The sequence below is a fragment of the Pseudorhodoplanes sp. genome (assembly GCF_050250235.1).
In the GTDB taxonomy this organism is placed as follows: Bacteria; Pseudomonadota; Alphaproteobacteria; order Rhizobiales; family Xanthobacteraceae; genus Pseudorhodoplanes.
Genome location: NZ_JBFWPA010000015.1, coordinates 1 through 19,021 on the forward strand (window position 1 = coordinate 1; position 19,021 = coordinate 19,021).

The window sequence follows — 19,021 nt, forward strand, 5'->3', positions numbered from 1 at the left end:
CACCCGGGACCATCGCTGCGGATTATCGCGGTGAGGTCGCGGTTCTGCTCATCAATCACGGCACCCAACCGTTCTCCATCGAACGCGGGATGCGAATCGCGCAACTCGTGATCGCGCCGGTTGTGCGCGCGCATATCCGTCCGGTTGAGAAGTTGAGTGAAACGGCGCGCGGCGACGCCGGATTCGGTTCCACAGGTACGAAAAGTGTCAATACCGCGATGGAGGGGTAGACACGGTCCTGTAATTTACTACCGTTATGCATCATAAACACAATGACGGTGAGTAAATTGGAATGCCGTTGCTGTCCCGGAAAGGCATCTTGGCCATTGCAGCGGTCATCGACGTCGCGCTGAATTCGCACGCCAGGCCGGTCTCGGCCAAAGCTCTTGCATCGCGGCACGGGCTGCCTCCGCGACACCTTGAACCCGTATTGCAGGCCCTGGTGCATGAGGGCATCCTGCGCGGCGTGCGGGGACCGCGCGGCGGGTATGAACTCGGGCGCAAGACTGAAAGCATCACCGCAAACGAAATCCTTCGCGCTGCGGGAACGGTTGAGGATCCGGTCGCGCCCCGCCTGCCCGGATCACGGATGGTCAGCGACGTGGTCCTGCCTTCGCTCGCCCAGGCGGAACGGGCGTTTTCGATCGCATTGTCCACGATCCACCTGGACGAACTCGTAAAGCAGGCGGCGAAGTCATTATCCTGATCCTGGCCGTCGCGCCCGTTCACGGTCTGGACTCTTACCGCGCGACTCCCCTTGAGGGTAAAGTCAAATGATTCGGTCCGCAGCCGCGGTCCGTTTCGTTTTGCGTCCATGACAATACGGGGTTCGCGCCGGACTACCGCCGGCAGCCGGCCGTATTGGGGGCAATGGGTATGCGGGAATGATTCGGTCGACCGGCGGCGTCCGCAGCGCCGATCCGCGGCGCGGCGGATGGCTCGCCGCGCTCGGCACGCTGTGGACGACTTCCGAATCGAGCGCCGCAACGATCCGGGACTCGATGCCGGTCGACCTTTATCTGAGTGCCTTCGCGAGCCTCGATAGCCATGAACTGGCGGCACTCGCCCTGACACTGGGCGTCGTGCTTTTCGCGGTGGTGACCTCGATCATGCTGGTGCGGATGCGCCAGCGCGCGGCTGCTGCCGACGCGGAATCGCGTCGGGACATCGATTCGCTCACCGCCGAAGTCGACCGCGTCAATGCGCTGCTTCTGTCGGAGCCGCAGATCGTCGTCGCCTGGGCGGCCGGGTCCGACGAACCCGACATCACCGGAGACGTGACGATCGTCACGCAAGCCACCATGCCGCAACGGGTGCTGGCGTTCGGATCATGGCTTCCCGCCGATCAGGCACAGCTCATCGAGGCATCGGTCGCGACGCTGCGGGAGCAGGGCGAAGGCTTCGCAATGACGCTGACGACGCTTGGCGGAAAATCGGTGGAGGCGGAAGGCCGCGCCATCGGAGGCCGCGCGGTGATGCGTTTGCGTGACGTCAGCGGCCTCAAGGGTGAATTGCTGGCCCTGACGCTGCGCCACGATCGCCTGGTCGGCGACATGATGGCGCTTCGCACGCTGATCGATGCGCTGCCGTTCCCGGTCTGGGCGCGCGATCACGAAGGTCGGCTCGATTTCGTGAACGCGGCCTATGCCGGCGCGGTCGAGACCCGTGATCCGACCGAAGCGGTCGAACGCAATCTCGAGCTGCTCGACAAGTCGGCGCGCGACGAGGCCGCGCGCATGCGCCAAGACGGCAGCCCGTATCGCGGCCGGGTCCCCGCCGTGATCGCCGGGGCGCGGCGGATGTTCGACGTGGTCGAAGTGCCGACACCGGCCGGGAGCGCCGCCGTTGGTATCGACGCGACCGAAATCGAGACGATTCGCGCCGAAATGACGCGCATGGTCGAGGCGCATCGGCGCACGCTCGATCAGCTCGCAACCGGCGTCGCCATCTTCGGCGCCGACCACACGCTGCGCTTCCACAACGAGGCCTATCGCGCGCTGTGGGACCTCGACGTGTCGTATCTGGATCATGGCCCGACCGACTCCGCCATCCTCGACCGGCTGCGTGCTGCCCGAAAACTCCCGGAGCAGCAGGACTTCCGCATCTGGAAGAGCCAGCTGCACGAAGCCTATCGCAATCTCGAAGCGCGCGAGGAGCTTTGGCACCTACCGGACGGGCGCACATTGCGTGTGGTAACGACTCCCAATACCGAGGGCGGAGTCACCTATCTGTTCGATGACGTGACCGAACGGCTCGACCTCGAACGCCGCTATGATGCGCTGATCCGCGTCCAGGGCGAGACCCTCGACAATCTTGCCGAGGCAGTCGCCGTCTTTGCAAGCGACGGCCGGTTGCGGCTGCACAATCCGGCATTTCAGCAGATGTGGAAATTGCCGGAGGAAGCGCTCGCCGAACGGCCGCATATCGAGGCGGTCATCGCATGGTGCGCGCCGCTGCAGGCGGAGGACCAGACCTTGCGTTCGCTGCGCACCGCGGTCACCTCGATCGGCCAGCGCGACGCCATCAAGGGCCGGCTCGAGCGACGCGACGGCAGTGTGGTCGATCTGGCCACGCTGCCGCTCCCGGACGGCGCGACGCTCGTGACATTCCAGGACGTCACGGACACCGTCAATGTCGAGCGGGCGTTGCGCGAGCGCAATGAGGCATTGGAGACCGCAGACCAGATCAAGATCGATTTCCTGCACCACGTGTCGTACGAATTGCGCTCGCCGCTGACCAATATCATCGGGTTCGCGCATTTCCTCGGCGATCCGGCGACCGGACCGCTCACCGATCGCCAGTCGGAATATCTGGGCTACATCACCGTCTCGACCAACGCATTGCTTGCGCTCATCAACGACATTCTCGACCTCGCCACCATCGACGCCGGCGCCATGACCCTCAATCTCGGACCGGTGGACATCTGCAAGACCATGGAGGGCGCGGCCGAAGGCATTCGCGACCGGCTGGTGAAGGACAACATCACGCTCGAGATCAAGGCCGAACCGGCCGACATCGGCACCTTCTCGGCCGATGAGCGGCGGATCAGGCAAGTGCTCTTCAATCTTCTGTCCAATGCGGTCGGCTTCTCGCCGAAAAACGGCATGGTTCGGCTGCGCGCGGAACGGCACGACGATTCAATCGCCTTTTCCGTCACCGATGAGGGGCCCGGCATTCCGCCCGAGATGAAGGACCGGATTTTCGACTGGTTCGAGAGCCATCCGCTCGGCTCACAGCATCGCGGTGCGGGACTTGGCCTTTCGATCGTTCGTTCCTTCGTGCAATTGCACGGCGGCGCTGTAGACATCGAGTCCGCGGTCGGGCAAGGAACGACGGTGACTTGCACCTTCCCGATCCGGCCTCCGACGCAGCAGCAGATCGCTGCGGCCTGACGCCCGATGCAGACCGCGTCGCTCCGGCTCATCCCCACCGATGGCACCATCCGCTGAATCGCGTTTCACCGTTGCGCTCGAAGACGAGCAGGCGACACAGCACTTTGCCTGCGAAATTGCCAATGCACTCGAAACCGGAGACCTGGTGACGCTGTCCGGCGATCTCGGCGCGGGCAAGACAGCCTTTGCGCGCGCCCTGATCCAGCACCTCGCCGGCGACCCCGCAATGGCGGTTCCGAGCCCGACCTTTACCCTGATGCAGGTCTACGAGACGCCGCGCTTCGCGGTTGCGCATGCCGACCTGTACCGCCTTTCCAGCCCCGACGAACTGACCGAGCTCGGCTTCGAGGAGATCGCTGCAAGCGGCATCGGCCTGCTGGAATGGCCGGATCGTGGCGGCGACCGGCTTCCGCGGGACCGGATCGACATCGCCTTCACGCTGTCGCCTGCACGCGGCGACAATTATCGTGACGCTCGTGTCACCGGCTATGGCAGGCTGGCAGCGCGCGTAGCCCGACTGGACGCCCTGCGCACATTCCTGCACCGGGCCGACTACGCGAGAGCGGCGCGCCACCGGATGCAGGGCGACGCTTCGACCCGCGTCTATGAACGCGTCGTCCGCGACGGACAGCGAGCCATCCTGATGAACGCCCCGCGCCGGCCCGACGGTCCTCCGGTCCGGGATGGCAAGTCCTACAGCGCGATCGCTCATCTCGCGGAAGATGTGCGGCCGTTCGTGGCGATGGCGGACGGATTGCGCAGGCTCGGATTCTCGGCGCCGGAAATCTATGCCGCCGATCTCGAAAACGGCTTTCTGTTGCTCGAGGATTTCGGCATCGAGCCGTTCGTTGCCGGTGCGCCACCCGCGCCGATCGAAGAGCGATATCTCGCCGCCACCGAACTCCTGGCAGCGCTGCACGACCGGCAGATCACGCCGACGCTGCCGTTGCCCGACGGCACGACCTATGCTTTGCCCGGCTACGACAGGGGCGCATTTCTGATCGAGGCCGAGCTGCTGCTGGACTGGTACGTCCCGCATCGCGGGCTGGCCGTCGATGACGCCGCACGCGACGAATTCCGGCAGCTTTGGCTTTCCGCACTCGGGCCCGCACTGTCCGGGCAGCAAACCTTCGTGCTGCGCGACTACCATTCGCCCAATCTGATCTGGCTGCCGGATCGAACAGGATACCGGCGCGTCGGCCTGCTCGACTTCCAGGATGCGGTGATCGGCCCTGCCGGCTATGACGTGGCCTCGCTCCTGCAGGATGCGCGCGTCGACGTGCCCGACCAGCTCGAGCGGGAATTATTCACGCGCTACGTGCGAAAGCGAGGCGAAAGCGATTCCAGCTTCGACCGTGCCGCTTTTGCGAATGTCTACGCCGTGATGGCCGCTCAGCGCGCCACCAAGATTCTCGGCATCTTCGCGCGCCTCGACCGGCGCGACGGCAAACCGCAATATCTGCGTCACATGCCGCGGGTATGGCGCAATCTGCAACGCGCTCTTGGACATCCGGCGCTTTCCGATCTTGCCGCCTGGTACGATACCAACGTCCCGGCTTTCGACCGGCTATGATACAGAAGCAGGCGTTGGAGGGATGATTCGCATGGTGCAAGGCGTTCCGCAAACGGCGATGGTGCTCGCGGCTGGATATGGCGAGCGCATGCGACCGCTGACCGACACGATGCCCAAGCCGCTGGTGAAGGTTTCGGGCCGCGCGCTGCTCGATTACGTACTGGACAAGCTCGCTGCGGCCGGTGTCGCCACTGCCGTAATCAACGTGCACTATCTTGCCGATCAGATCGAAAAGCATGTCGCCGGGCGCAGGGCACCGCGGATATCGATCTCGGACGAGCGAAGCCAGTTGCTCGATACCGGGGGTGGCGTGGTCAAGGCATTGCCCCTGCTTGGCAGCGCCCCGTTTTTCCTCATCAACTCCGACAGCATCTGGCTCGATGGCACGCGCGGCAATCTGGAGCGGCTCGCGGCCGCGTTTGACCCGGCGCACATGGATGCGCTGCTTCTGCTGGCGCCCGCCGCGACCAGCATCGGCTATGCCGGACGCGGCGACTTTGCGATGGCACCGGACGGGCGGCTGCAACCGCGGGCCGAGCGCGAGGTAACCCCCTTCGTCTATGCCGGCGCGGCAATTTTTTCTCCGGCGCTGTTTCAGGACGCGCCGCAGGAACCGTTTTCTCTGAACCGCCTGTTCGTAAAGGCTGCGGAAGCCGAGCGCCTGTTCGGCCTGCGGCTCGACGGCATCTGGATGCATGTCGGCACGCCGGATGCGATCGCGCTTGCGGAACACGCGATTTTGCAGAGCGCGGCGTAACGGTTCGTCCGGACACGGTGGTTTCCGGCGCCGCAATCCACGAACGAGATGCTCGCATTGGCGTGACCGATTGCGCTAGGCTTCCGTGCAATGGCCAGCCGCGAACCCCGCCTGTTCACGCTTCCATCGTCCGTTCCGTTTCTGCCGGCGCTGATAGAGGCGCTGCTCGCGGGACGACTTGTCGACGGCTTCCCGGGCTCGCGCGATCCGATGACGCTCGCACAGGCCACGCTGTATTTGCCGACACGGCGTGCCTGCCGGCTCGCGCGGGATGTCTTCCTGTCTGCAGGCGGCGGTGATGCCGCAATCCTGCCGCGTCTGGTGCCGATCGGCGATATCGACGAAGACGAGATCATTTTCGCCGAATTCGCAGGCGGCCCATTGGCGCCGGAACGGCTGCGGCTTGCGCGCGCGATGGACCCGTTCGATCGCAAGGCGCTGCTGACGCAGATGATCCTGAAATGGGCGGCGGCGCAAAAGCGGGGCGGGGAAGCTTCGCTGATCGCGAATTCGCCGACCTCGGCTTTCGCCATGGCCGGCGAACTGGCGCGGCTGCACGACGACATGATCACCCGCGGCATGGACGGATCGGCACTTGACATGCTGGTGCCGCGCGAAATGGATGAATATTTCAGCTCGACACTCGATTTTCTGAGGATCGTGCGCGAGCACTGGCCAAAGCTGCTCGAAGAACAGGGGCTGATGGACGCGACGGCGCGGCGCGACGCATTGATCGATGCGGAGGCCGCGCGGCTCGCGCGTGACGGCGCGGGGCCGGTGATCGCGGCAGGCTCAACCGCGTCGATGCCATCCACCGCCAAGTTGCTCGCGGCGATCGCGCGACTGCCGAACGGCGCGGTCGTGCTGCCTGGCCTCGACACCGGACTTGATGAGCCTTCCTGGGAAGCGATCGGCGGGACCAAGACGGCCAATCCGGCGCCGGGGCACCCGCAATTTTCCATGCAAGGTTTCCTGCGCGGACTCGGCGTGAAGCGGGATCGGGTCGAGGTTCTCGTGGCCTCCGCCGCCCACGGCCGCGAGCGCCTCGCATCGGAGGCGATGCGTCCGGCGGAAGCGACCGATCGCTGGCGCGACACCCTGACCGATCCCGCATTTGAACAAGACAAGGCCACAGCCCTTGCTGGTCTGTCGCTGATCGAAGCCGCCATCACCGAAGAGGAGGCGATCGCGGTGGCGCTGGCATTGCGCGAGGGTGTCGCCGACGGAAGCCCCGAGTGCGAAGGCCGCACCGCCGCTCTCATTACCCCCGACCGCGCACTGGCGCGGCGTGTGCGCGTCGCACTGGAGCGCTGGGACGTTCCGGTCGACGATTCGGGCGGCGATCCGCTTTCAGAGACACCGGCTGGAGTCTTCGCGCGGCTCGCAGCGGAGGCCGCGCTGAACGGCTGCGAGCCGGTGACCGTTCTGGCCTTGCTCAAGCATCCGCTTTGCCGGCTCGGTCAGCATCAATCCGCGCACCGGCCTGCGATTGCGCTTCTGGAACGGGCGATCCTGCGCGGGCCCCGGCCGCGCGCGGGCGCCGAGGGGCTTGAGCATGCATTGCAAAACCTGCGTGCGGAGCGGGAGACCCTGCATGCGCGAGACCCGCGGCGCCGGCTCTCCGACCGCGACCTCAGCCGCGCCATCGAATTGGTCGGAAAACTGAAACCCGCGCTCGAACCGCTGGCGGCGTTGCGCACGGCGGTTCCGCTTCGCGAGGTCGCGGTCCGCCATCACGCCGTGGTTGCGGCGCTGTCGCTCGATCAGAAGGGACAAGCGGCGGCGTTGATGGAACGCGATGGCAGCGGGCTTGCCGATACCTTTCAGACAATCATCGACAGCGGCCAGGCCGCAGCTTTTTTGGTCGATATGCATGACTACGCTGACCTGTTCCGCGTGATCGCCTCCGATCGCGTCGTGCGCAGGCCCGGCGCCCCCGGGGCGCGCGTGCGCATCTATGGACCCCTGGAGGCGCGGCTGCAGCAGGCGGATCGGGTCGTTCTCGCTGGCCTCGTCGAAGGTGTCTGGCCGCCGGAGCCGCACAACGACGCATGGCTGAACCGGCCGATGCGGCAGGAACTCGGGCTCGACCTTCCGGAGCGCCGCATTGGATTATCGGCCCATGATTTCACCCAGGCTTTGGGCGCTCGAGAGGTAATCCTGTCGCATGCCGCCAAGAGAGAGGGCTCCCCCACCGTGGAGTCGCGCTTTGTCCGGCGACTGGCGGCGGTCGCCGGACCGGAGGCCTGGGACACCGTGAAGCAGCGCGGCGCGAAATATCTTGACTGGGCCCGGGCACTCGACCGCCCGGCCGAGGTGAAGGCGGCGGAGCGGCCAGAACCGCGGCCGCCGGTCGCGGTGCGGCCCAAGCGGTTGCCGGTCACAGACATCGAACATTGGCTGCGCGACCCTTACACGATCTACGCCAAACACATCCTGCGCCTGCAGGCGCTCGACCCGATCGATACCCCGCCGGGCGCCCGCGACCGCGGCACGGTCATTCACAAGGCGATCGGTGACTTCACGGCGCGGTTTGCGGATCGCCTCCCGGACGAACCGCTCGAGGAACTGATGGCGCTCGGACGCGACGCCTTCGCGCCGCTGAACGATTTTCCGGAGGCGAAAGCGTTCTGGTGGCCGCGCTTCGCGCGCATCGCCCGCTGGTTCGTCGACTGGGAGATCGAGCGGCGCAAGACCGTTCAATCCGTCTATGCCGAAGTGCAGGGCAAATTGCAGGTCACCGATGATTTCCTGCTCACTGCACGCGCCGACCGGATCGAGATGCTGAAGGACGGCAGCTTCGCCGTGCTGGATTACAAGACCGGACAGCCGCCGACTCAGAGTCAGGTTGAAAGCGGGCTCGCGCCCCAGCTCACTCTTCAGGCAACGATCGTGCAGCATGGCCAGTTCGAAGGCGTACCAAAAAGCGGGCTGGTTTCAGAACTCATGTATCTGCGCCTCAAAGGCGGCGATCCGAGCGGCGAAAGCATCCCACGCGGATTCAAGAACATGAGCGTCGATCAAGCGGCGGACCGCGCGCTGACAAAATTGCATGAACTGGTCACGAAATTCGCGCTGGAAGAGACGGCCTATCTTTCATTCTGGCGCCCGATGTGGGTGGGACGCACCTATGGCGATTTCGATCATCTCGCGCGCGTGCGCGAGTGGTCGGCGACCGGCGGCGAAGAAGACCCGGATATCCCGACATGAGCGCGCGCAACCCGAGGCGCGAGCTTCCGCAGCGCGTTCTGAAGCCGCAACACGACGCCTCCGACCCCGCGGTATCCGCCTGGGCGTCCGCCAATGCCGGCTCGGGCAAGACGCACGTGCTGACCCAGCGCGTGATCAAGCTTCTGCTGCGCGGCGAGGATCCGGCGAAGATATTGTGTATCACCTTCACCAAGGCCGCGGCCGCGACCATGGCGTCGCGCGTGTTCAACACGCTGTCGGCATGGACCGCGCTCGACGATGAGGAACTGGACCAGGCAATCCGCGAGATCGGAATCACGCCCGACGAAAGGCTACGAACGCGCGCGCGGCGGCTGTTTGCTCTGGCGCTGGAAACGCCGGGCGGGCTCAAGGTCCAGACCATCCACGCCTTCTGCACGCGCCTGCTGCATCAATTTCCGTTCGAGGCCGATGCCGGCGCGGGCTTCGAGGTACTGGACGATGCCACCCAGTCCCAGATGCTGGACAAGCTCACGCTCGCGGTGATGCTGGAAGGCGCCGCGAGGCCGCACTCGCCGATCGGCCAGGCGCTGGCGGATGCGATCAAGGCCGCGGCCGACCAGACCTTCAAGGAGCTGATCGCCGAAGCGGTCCGTGAGCGAGACAGGATCGAGGCATGGGTCGCACGCACAGGATCGGTCGAGGCCGCGGTCACGGAATTGTCGGCGGCGCTGGGCATCGATCCGGGGGATAGCGCGCAACAGATTGAGGACCGCGTATTGGCGGAAGCCGCGTTCGGTATTGCTTGCTGGAACGAATTGTCCGCAACTCTGACGGCTGGCGGCAAAAGCTACGTGGAGCGCGCTAGCGCACTCGCGTCCGCGCTGAATTCATCAAGAGGAACGCAGTTCGACGCGTATGTGCAGATATTCTGCACCGGAAAGCTCGAACCGCGCAAAAACCTCGTGAGCAAGGCGTTGCGTAACAATGACCCGGGATGCGCCGAGCAGCTTGAGCATGAGCAGGAACGCGTCTGCGCGCTTCTCAGCAAATTGCGTGCGGTGGAATGCCGCGACCGCACGAGAGCGCTGATCACCGTCGCCCATGAAGTCATCGTCCGTTACCGGCGCGACAAGGCACGGCGCGGCCTGCTCGACTATGACGACCTGATCGACCGCACCCTGGCGCTGTTCGGCCGCACATCCGCCGCCTGGGTGCTCTACAAGCTTGATCTCGGGATCAATCATCTGCTGCTCGACGAAGCGCAGGATACGAGCCCGAAGCAATGGGAAATCATCCACACGCTGGTATCGGAATTCACCGCCGGCGAAGGCGCGCGCGGCGCGAGGCGCACGATGTTCGCGGTCGGCGACGACAAGCAGTCGATCTTCTCCTTCCAGGGCGCCGCGCCCGAGAAGTTCGGTGAGATGAAGGAGGGCTTCGAGCGCGACTTCAAGGCGGCGAAGCTGGAGTGGCGGAACGTGAAGCTCCTGACCTCGTTCCGGTCTGGCGAGGTCATCCTGCAGGCCGTCGATTCCGTGTTCGCGCAGCCGACAGCCTATGAGGCGCTGTCGTCCGACAAGACACGGACCGTCCACGAGGCCCTGCCCGGCAAGCTGCCCGGACACGTCGACATCTGGCCGCTGGTGCTGCCGGACGAAAAGACCAGCATCGAAGGCTGGGACGCGCCGTTCGACACGATGAGCGAACACAGTACTCAAGTTCGGCTCGCGAAAAAAATCGCGGCCCATGTGAAGCTGTGGCAAAGGGCCGGCACCAGGCCCGGTGACGTTCTCATCCTCGTGCGGCAGCGCGGCCCGCTGTTCGAGGCGATCATCCGTGCCCTGAAGACAGCGGGCATCCAGGTCGCCGGCGCCGACCGCATGGTGCTGCTCAACCATATCGCGGTGATGGACCTCGTGGCGCTCGCCGACGCGCTCCTGCTTCCGGAAGACGATCTCGCGCTCGCCTCGGTTCTGCGCAGTCCCCTGTTCGGAATGAGCGAGGAAGATTTGTTCAGGATCGCCCATGACCGCGGCTTCCTTCCGCTCCGGGCGGCCCTGTTTGGCAAGGCGGGAGAGTTTCCGGAGGCTGCCGGCCGTCTGAAGGATATGACCGACGCCGCATTCCGCGACAGCCCCTTCACCTTTTATGCGCGGCTCCTCGGGCCGGGCGGCGGCCGCAAGCGCATCCTCGCCCGGCTCGGACCCGAGGCGAACGATGCGCTGGACGAATTCCTCAATCTCGCGCTCGAATATGAGCGACGCGAGACGGCGTCGCTGCAGGGCTTTGTTTCCTGGCTGCGCGCCGCCAATGCCGAGGTCAAGCGCGACATGGAGGTCACCCGCGACGAGGTTCGCGTCATGACCGTGCATGGCGCGAAAGGGCTGGAAGCCCATACCGTCATCCTGGCCGACACCACCACACGGCCGCAGGGTTACAAGCCTCCCCGGCTCCTGGACGTTCCGCTCACCGGTGGAGACGGTGTGGTCTGGGCGAAGGCGCAAGATACCGATCCGCCGCTTGTTGCGAGCGCCCGCGGGCTGGCGCGAGAGGAGAGTATCGCCGAGTACAAACGCCTATTGTATGTTGCGATGACGCGGGCCGAACAGCGGCTCATCATTTGCGGGACGACACCCAAGAGCGACGGTGCGCTCGGGATCGATCCGCAATGCTGGTATCGCCTGATCGAAAGCGCGCTGTTGAGCGGCGATACCGCACCCACAATCGAGATACCATCCGAAGATGGCGACGGGCTTGTCTGGCGGCTGCGCAAGGATGTCTTCGACTTTCCGCAACCGGCTCCGAAGGCCAACACGCGCACACCTGTTGCTCTGCCAGCCTGGATCAACAAGGCGGTTCCGGCCGAGCCGTGGCGAACGGTCGCGATTGCGCCCTCGGATGCGGACGGCAGCGAATGGAACCATGGGAGCGGCGAACTCGATCGCGCCCATGCGCTGGAGCGCGGGCGCCTGCTGCATCGCCTGATCCAGTCGCTGCCTGACCTCGCGCCTGATCTCCGCGCCGAGGCCGCGGAGGATTTCCTCGACCGCAATCGCAGAATGCTGTCGCCGGAGGATTGCAGGGTAATCGCAATTCAGGCACACGCGATTCTCAACGAGGCGCGGTTCGCCCCCTTGTTCGGGCCGGGCAGCCGGGCCGAAGTTGCGATTGCCGGAATTTTGCCGCGAGACGGACATCCGTCCTACTCCGTCACCGGACAGATCGATCGGCTGGCCGTCACGGATACCGAGGTATTGATCGCGGACTACAAGACCAACCGGCCGGCGCCCACCGCGCTGGAAGGGGTTCCCCGTACCTATTGCCGGCAGCTTGCGCTTTATCGCGCATTGCTGCAGCGGATCTACCCCGGCAAGATGGTTCGCGCGGCCCTGGTCTGGACCGACAACGCGACGCTGATGGAAATCCCGCAAGATGCACTCGATTCAGCCGTTGCAACCCTCGCCGGCGCATGACGGCGCCCCACCCTTGCGGATCACGCGGCGGTGACGCGGGCTTGACCGGGGCGGAGGCCATTCTTAGGTTCGACCATCGGAATTTCAGCCGGTATTGCGATTCGGAAGGTGTGACATGGCCGTTGGAAAGGTATCGGACGCGACATTCGAGAGCGAAGTCTTGAAGGCCAGCGGTCCCGTGGTCGTCGATTTCTGGGCGGAATGGTGTGGCCCATGCCGCATGATCGCGCCCGCGCTCGACGAAATCCAGAATGCGCTGGGCGAAAAGGTCAAGATCGTGAAGCTGAATGTCGATGAAAATCCCGGGATTGCGTCGAAATACGGCATCATGTCGATCCCGACGCTGATGATCTTCAAGAATGGTGAACTCGCCTCGCGTCAGGTCGGCGCTGCGCCCAAGGCGAAGCTCGAACAATGGATCAACGCGGCGGTGTGATCCGGCCCAGCAGTGATCGACTGGAGATCGCCAGGGCCAACACCCTGGCGATTGTGATTCACGCTCTGCCCGCGCTATTCCGGTGGCGTGCCGTTCCTCCTGAGGACATCGCCGGCAAGGTAGAGCGAGCCGCCGATCAGAATGCGGGGCGGCACTTCGAGCGACAGCGCCTTCACGGCAGAAAGCGCGGCTTCGACGCCGCTTGCGACCTCGGCCGGGATGCCGATCCGGATCGCCGCATCTGCGATCTGCGCCGGTGAAAGGCTGCGCTCCGCACCTGGCACCGGCACCGCGTACAGACGGCGTGCAAGCCCGGTGAAGCAGCGCAGATAGCCTTCGAAATCCTTGGTACCGAGCATGCCGACGATCAAGACGAGCGGCTTCGGCGCGCGTTCTTCAATATCGGCAAGTGAAACCGCGATCGCACGGCCGCCGTCCGGATTGTGGCCGCCATCGAGCCAGATTTCGCTGCCCGTGGGCGCCAACGGCACGAGATGTCCGTTTGTGAGGCGCTGCATGCGCGCGGGCCAGTCCGCCTTGACGATTCCGGCCTCGTAGGCGCTCGCTGGAATTTTCAGCCCCGAAGCCCGCAAGGCCGCGACCGCGAGACCCGCGTTCACGAACTGATGGCGGCCGATCAGCTTTGGCCCCGGCAGATCGAGCAGGCCGTCATCATCCTGGTAAACCAGCCGGCGATGCTCCTCGCTGGCATTCCAGTGCTCGCCTGCGACCCGCATCGGCGCGCGCACGCGCTCCGCTGCGCGCTCGATCGTGGACAGGGCCTCCGGTGTCTGCGGCCCGATCACCGCGCGTACGCCGCGTTTGAGAATTCCCGCCTTCTCCGCCGCGACGCTCTCGATCCTGTCTCCGAGATAGTCGGCATGATCGAGCGACACCGGTGTGATGACGCTCAGCAACGGCGCATCCACCACATTGGTGGCATCGAGCCGGCCGCCGAGTCCGACTTCAAGGAGCAGCACGTCCGCGGGATGCCGTGAGAACAGGACGAGACCGGCCGCAGTGGTGATCTCGAATACGGTGATGGGGTCGCCGGCATTTGCGCGCTCGCATTCCTCCACCACAGCCCTCAGTTCGTCGTCACCGACAAGTTGTCCGCCACCTTCGCCTGCGATCCGAAACCTTTCGTTGAAACGCACCAGATGCGGCGACGTGTAGACATGCACATGATGGCCGGCATTTTCCAGGATCGCGCGCATGAACGCGATCGTCGAGCCCTTGCCGTTGGTCCCGGCGACATGAATGACGGGCGGCAGCCTGCGTTCAGGATGATCCAGGCGCGCCAGGAGTCGCCACATCCGTTCGAGCGACAGATCGATGAGTTTCGGATGCAGCGCCAGCAGGCGCGTCAGCGTGTGGTCGAGAGCGGACATGCAGTTCTGACTATCACGGACCGCTTGTCCACGCGAAACCTGTCGCGTCGGAAAGCGCCGGACTCATGCCTGGGCGGGAATGGCACTCAGGCCGGCGCCGCAGCGCCATTGGTCGCGGGAAGCGCCGCGCGCCCCGCATTGGGCGAAGCCTTTGTCAGAAGCCGACAGATGCGCCCCAGCGTCGACCGCATTTCGTGCCGATGCACGACCATATCGACCATGCCGTGCTCCTTCAGATATTCGGCGCGCTGAAAGCCTGGCGGCAGCTTCTCGCGGATGGTCTGCTCAATCACGCGCGGACCGGCAAAGCCGATCAGCGCTCCCGGCTCCGCAATGTGAACATCGCCCAGCATTGCATAGGAGGCGGTGACTCCGCCGGTGGTCGGATTGGTGAGCACGACGATGTAGGGCTTCTTCGCCTCGCGCAGCATCTCGACGGCAACCGTGGTGCGTGGCATCTGCATCAGCGAGAGGATGCCCTCCTGCATGCGCGCGCCGCCGGAGGCCGCGAACAGGATGAAAGGCGTTGCCCGCTCAATCGCCGTCTCAAGTCCCTTGATAATCGCCTCGCCCGCGGCCATGCCGAGCGAACCGCCCATGAAGTCGAAATCCTGGACGCCGATCACGACCGGCGTACCCTCGAGCCGGCCGAAGCCGAGCTTGATCGCGTCGTTCATGCCGGTCTTGGTCCGCGCATCCTTCAGCCGGTCTGCATAACGGCGCTGGTCCCGGAACCTGAGCGGATCGACCGGCACCTCGGGTACGCCCACATCCAGCCAGGTCTCGCCGTCGAAGACCGATTTCAGGCGCGCGGTCGCGCCCATGCGCATGTGGTAGTTCGAGCCCGGAATAACGAACTGGTTCGCTTCCACATCCTTGAAGAAGACGAGCTGCCCCGTTTCCGGACACTTGATCCAGAGATTTTCCGGGGTCTCGCGCTTCAGGAACGACCGGATCTTCGGCCGGACGACGTTGGAAATCCAGTTCATGCCAGTTCGCTATCTATGTGCATGCTCGCGCTCTTGCCACATGCCTCATGCGTCAATCCGCAACGAAACCCGAGGCCTTCACCACAGGGCCCCAGCGCGCAATATCATCCTTGACGGTAGCGGCGAACTCGGCGGGCGTCTTGTAATCGGGCTCGTTGCCAAGCGCGGAAAGCTTTTGCATCACGTCGGGCGCACTGAACGCGTCCTTGATGACCAGATTCAGCTTCGACACGATTTCCGCCGGTGTCTTCGACGGCACCAATGCGCCGAGCCAGGCTTCGATCACCACGTCGTAGCCGGATTCCTTCATCGTCGGAACATCCGGCAGGAAGGCCGACCGCTTCGCGCTGGTCACAGCGAGCACGCGAATCTTTCCGGTTTTCGCGAAGGGCAGCACCTCTCCAACCGGGTTGACGCTGGACGACACATGTCCGCCGATCAGGTCCTGCAGGGCCGGCGCGCCACCCTTGTAGTGAACCGGGGTCATTTCAACCTTGGACGCCTGCGATAGCATCAGGCCGGCGAAATGCGGCGTACCGCCGGCCGCGGTGGTGGCATGGGTTGCGTTCTTCGGGTTCGCCTTGCACCAGGCGACAAAGTCCGACAGCGTCTTGACCTCTGCCGGAACAGCCGGGCCGACGCTCATGCAGAGCGCCGATTTCGCGACCGTAGCGACCGGTGTAAAATCGCGCAGGGGATCGTAGTTCAGCGACCGGAAGCTGTGCGGATACACCGTCATCAGGAAATCCGGTGTGAACAGCATCACGCTGCCGTCGGCTTCGGCATTCTTCACATATTCGACCGCGATGCGTCCGGCCGCGCCGACCTTGTTTTCAACAATCGTCGTCGGTGCATAAACGCCCTTCAGCTTGTCGGCGAGGATGCGGGCGAGCGTGTCCGTACTGCCGCCGGCCGGGAACGGGATGACCACGCGCGTGGTTTGCTGGATGACCTGCGCACGGGCAGCCGCGAAGGGCAATTGCGTCGCGGCCAGTCCGGCCGCAGCTCCGCTCATCAATGTCCGGCGTGACAGCATGGGTTGTATCTCTCCCTGAAGATTGCGGCTTTTTTGACTGCTATTGCGCAGCGACCCGCCGAACCGAGCGCACGCCGTCGGCGAGTTCCGAAGCAAGCGCGGTCACTGCTTGAACCGTACCGGAGGTCGCCCGGCCCTTGTCATCGAGACTATCGCGCAGCCGGTCGATCAGCGCCGACCCGACCACGACCGCGTCCGCATCCTGCGCGATGTCGCGTGCGTTCTGCGCCGTCCTGACACCGAATCCGACCGCGACCGGCAATCCCGTATGGCGCTTGATGCGTCGTACCGCATCGGAGACGCGCGATGCGTTCGGGGTCGCCGACCCGGTGATGCCGGTGATCGAGACGTAATAGACAAAGCCCGACGTGTTCGTGAGCACCGCGGGCAGGCGCTCATCGTCGGTCGTTGGCGTCGCGAGCCGGATGAAGTTGAGTCCGGCCTTCAGCGCGGGAACGCACAATTCGCCGTCTTCTTCCGGCGGCAGGTCGACGACGATGAGACCGTCCACACCGGCGGCAATCGCGTCGGCCAGAAAGCTTTCGACCCCGTATATGTAGACTGGATTGTAATATCCCATCAGGACGACCGGAGTATCCGGATCGGACATGCGGAATTCGCGCACGAGCTGCAGCGTCTTCTTCAGCGTCTGCCCGGCCTTGAGCGCGCGCAGACCCGCAGCCTGGATCGCGGGCCCGTCCGCCATCGGGTCGGTGAATGGCATGCCGATCTCGATCACGTCGGCACCGGCCTTGGGCAGCGCGCGGACGATCGCAAGCGAGGTGTCGTAGTCAGGATCACCGGCCATCACGAAGGTGACAAGGCCGGCGCGCCCCTCGCGCGCCAGATCGGCAAAGCGGCGGTCGATCCGCGTGGTCATCAGATCGACGTCCCCAGATGTTCGGCGATGCTGGCGAGGTCCTTGTCACCCCGTCCGGAGACATTGACCACCATCAGGTGATCCTTCGGTTTCGCCGGCGCAAGGTCCTTCAGCCTGGCGAGCGCATGAGCCGGCTCGAGCGCCGGAATGATGCCCTCGAGCTTCGAGCACAGCTGCAGCGCCTCGACCGCCTCGTCGTCGGTTGCCGAGAGAAACGTCACGCGGCCCATATCGGCAAGCCATGCATGCTCGGGCCCGATACCGGGATAATCGAGGCCGGCCGAAATCGAATGCGCCTCGTTGATCTGGCCGTCTTCGTCCATCAGGAGATAGGTGCGGTTGCCATGCAGCACACCCGGGCGTCCGCCCGTGACAGACGCGGCATGCCGGCCGGACGGAATGCCGTGGCCCGCGGCTTCCACACCGTAAATCTCGACGTCCTTGTCGTCCAGGAAGGGATGAAACAGCCCCATCGCATTGGAGCCGCCGCCGATGCAGGCGATGAGGGAATTCGGCAGTCTGCCCTCGGCTTCCATCATCTGTGCACGCGTCTCGTTGCCGATCACGCACTGGAAGTCGCGCACCATCATCGGATAGGGATGCGGGCCTGCGACCGTGCCTATGCAATAGAACGTATCGCCGACATTCGTGACCCAGTCGCGCAGTGCCTCGTTCATCGCGTCCTTCAGGGTCTTCGAGCCGGACTGCACCGGCACGACTTCGGCGCCCAGCATCTTCATGCGGAAGACATTCGGCTTCTGCCGCTCGACATCGACCGCGCCCATGTAAACGATGCAGGGCAATCCAAAGCGCGCGCACAGGGTCGCGGTCGCAACGCCATGCATGCCGGCTCCGGTTTCCGCGATGACGCGGGTCTTGCCCATGCGGCGAGCCAGCATGATCTGGCCAAGCACGTTGTTCACTTTGTGCGCGCCGGTATGGTTCAGTTCCTCGCGCTTGAAGTATATTTTCGCACCGCCGAAATGCCCGGTGAGGCGCTCGGCGAAATACAGCGGAGACGGCCGCCCCACATAATGGGCGAGGTAGTAATCCATTTCCTTCTGGAACGCGGGATCATCCTTCGCCTCGGCGTAAGCCCGCTCCAGATCGAGGATGAGCGGCATCAGCGTCTCGGCGACAAAGCGGCCGCCATAGATGCCGAAATGCCCGGTCTCGTCGGGCCCGGTGCGGAAGGAATTCGGCTGCTGGATGGTCATCGGCTGCTCGCAACATTCGCTCGAGCCGCATCCGCATCGCGCACCGCGCGGATGAAAGCCCTGATCTTGGAGGGGTCCTTGACGCCGGGTCCAGCCTCCACCCCGGACGAGACATCGACCGCCTTCGCGCCTGTGATTTCAAGCGCGCGACCGACATTACCCGGATCGAGACCTCCGGAAAGCATGAAGGGCAGTCCCGGATCAAGCGCTTTCAGCAGGGTCCAGTCGAACGGCCTGCCGAGCCCCCCCGGACGGGTCGCGTCCTTCGGGGCGCGGGCATCGAACAGAACGCAATCCGCAGCGCCTTTGTAGGCGGCCACGGCGTCGAGGTCGGCCCTCGCCTCAACCGGAAGCGCCTTCATGACCGGAAGGCGAAAGCGCGCCTTCAGCTCGACGATGCGCGCCGGCGTCTCGTGGCCGTGAAGCTGAAGCAATTCAGGCGCCAGCGCCTCCACGATCGCCGCATGCAGGGCATCGTCGGCATCGACGCTGAGCGCCACCTTGCACGCCCGGCCGCGCACCCGCGCGCCGAGTTCTCGCGCCTGGGCGATCGATATGTTGCGTGGTGACGGCGGAAAGAACACAAAGCCGACGAAGTCGGCGCCCGCATTCAGAGCGGCGTCGAGCGCGTCCAGACTGGTCAGGCCGCAGATCTTGGTCTGGGTGGTCATGATCGGCGCGTTCTAGCGCGCCGGGCCTGCTTTGT

General features: G+C 64.8%; 14 protein-coding genes. 8 read left to right on the plus strand and 6 right to left on the minus strand.

All coding sequences use genetic code 11. The annotated features are described in order from the left end of the window. The 8 genes from AB7F49_RS09320 to trxA form a co-directional block, all read left to right on the plus strand. A partial coding sequence (locus AB7F49_RS09320; protein ID WP_428521576.1) for a dUTP diphosphatase occupies window positions 1-230 on the plus strand: 230 nt, incomplete at its 5' end. 62 nt (window positions 231-292) lie between these two features. Continuing rightward, a complete protein-coding gene (locus AB7F49_RS09325) occupies window positions 293-706 on the plus strand; it encodes an RrF2 family transcriptional regulator (protein ID WP_428521578.1) in 414 nt (137 codons plus the stop codon). A 178-nt stretch (window positions 707-884) separates the two neighbouring features. Further along, entirely contained in the window at window positions 885-3,392 is a 2,508-nt protein-coding gene (locus tag AB7F49_RS09330; RefSeq protein WP_428521580.1) for an ATP-binding protein, read from the plus strand. A gap of 40 nt (window positions 3,393-3,432) precedes the next feature. Next, a complete protein-coding gene (tsaE, locus tag AB7F49_RS09335) occupies window positions 3,433-4,965 on the plus strand; it encodes a tRNA (adenosine(37)-N6)-threonylcarbamoyltransferase complex ATPase subunit type 1 TsaE (RefSeq protein WP_428521582.1) in 1,533 nt (510 codons plus the stop codon). 31 nt (window positions 4,966-4,996) lie between these two features. Beyond that, window positions 4,997-5,722 carry a nucleotidyltransferase family protein gene (locus AB7F49_RS09340; RefSeq protein WP_428521584.1) on the plus strand — a complete coding sequence of 242 codons (726 nt, stop codon included), beginning with the start codon at window positions 4,997-4,999 and terminating at the stop codon, window positions 5,720-5,722. Window positions 5,723-5,812: 90 nt separating this feature from the next. Continuing rightward, window positions 5,813-8,932 carry a double-strand break repair protein AddB gene (gene addB / locus AB7F49_RS09345; RefSeq protein WP_428521586.1) on the plus strand — a complete coding sequence of 1,040 codons (3,120 nt, stop codon included), beginning with the start codon at window positions 5,813-5,815 and terminating at the stop codon, window positions 8,930-8,932. After that, window positions 8,929-12,366, plus strand: a complete 3,438-nt coding sequence (gene addA, locus AB7F49_RS09350) for a double-strand break repair helicase AddA (RefSeq protein ID WP_428521588.1) — start codon at window positions 8,929-8,931, stop codon at window positions 12,364-12,366. The genes addB and addA overlap by 4 nt, the downstream gene beginning before the upstream one ends. A gap of 115 nt (window positions 12,367-12,481) precedes the next feature. Next, window positions 12,482-12,802 (plus strand): thioredoxin, encoded by a 321-nt coding sequence (trxA, locus tag AB7F49_RS09355; protein WP_428521590.1) that lies wholly within the window; start codon window positions 12,482-12,484, stop codon window positions 12,800-12,802. Window positions 12,803-12,876: 74 nt separating this feature from the next. Here the strand turns inward: trxA and AB7F49_RS09360 are convergent, their stop codons facing one another. The 6 genes from AB7F49_RS09360 to AB7F49_RS09385 all read right to left on the minus strand — a co-directional run bounded on the left by AB7F49_RS09360 (window position 12,877) and on the right by AB7F49_RS09385 (window position 18,986). Next, the gene (locus AB7F49_RS09360) at window positions 12,877-14,193 is read right to left on the minus strand and encodes a bifunctional folylpolyglutamate synthase/dihydrofolate synthase (protein ID WP_428521592.1); all 1,317 of its coding nucleotides are present in this window, start codon (window positions 14,191-14,193) and stop codon (window positions 12,877-12,879) included. Window positions 14,194-14,279: 86 nt separating this feature from the next. Then, a complete protein-coding gene (accD, locus tag AB7F49_RS09365; protein ID WP_428521594.1) occupies window positions 14,280-15,182 on the minus strand; it encodes an acetyl-CoA carboxylase, carboxyltransferase subunit beta in 903 nt (300 codons plus the stop codon). Between the two features lie 52 nt (window positions 15,183-15,234). Further along, on the minus strand, window positions 15,235-16,218 hold the full coding sequence (locus tag AB7F49_RS09370; RefSeq protein WP_428521595.1) for a Bug family tripartite tricarboxylate transporter substrate binding protein: 984 nt from the start codon (window positions 16,216-16,218) through the stop codon (window positions 15,235-15,237). A gap of 40 nt (window positions 16,219-16,258) precedes the next feature. Continuing rightward, window positions 16,259-17,098 (minus strand): tryptophan synthase subunit alpha, encoded by an 840-nt coding sequence (gene trpA, locus AB7F49_RS09375; protein WP_428521597.1) that lies wholly within the window; start codon window positions 17,096-17,098, stop codon window positions 16,259-16,261. After that, window positions 17,098-18,315 (minus strand): tryptophan synthase subunit beta, encoded by a 1,218-nt coding sequence (gene trpB, locus AB7F49_RS09380; protein ID WP_428521599.1) that lies wholly within the window; start codon window positions 18,313-18,315, stop codon window positions 17,098-17,100. Before trpB ends, trpA begins: the two co-directional genes overlap by 1 nt. After that, window positions 18,312-18,986: a phosphoribosylanthranilate isomerase gene (locus AB7F49_RS09385; protein WP_428521601.1), complete on the minus strand. Its 675-nt coding sequence runs from the start codon at window positions 18,984-18,986 to the stop codon at window positions 18,312-18,314. Before AB7F49_RS09385 ends, trpB begins: the two co-directional genes overlap by 4 nt. Window positions 18,987-19,021 lie beyond the last annotated feature (35 nt).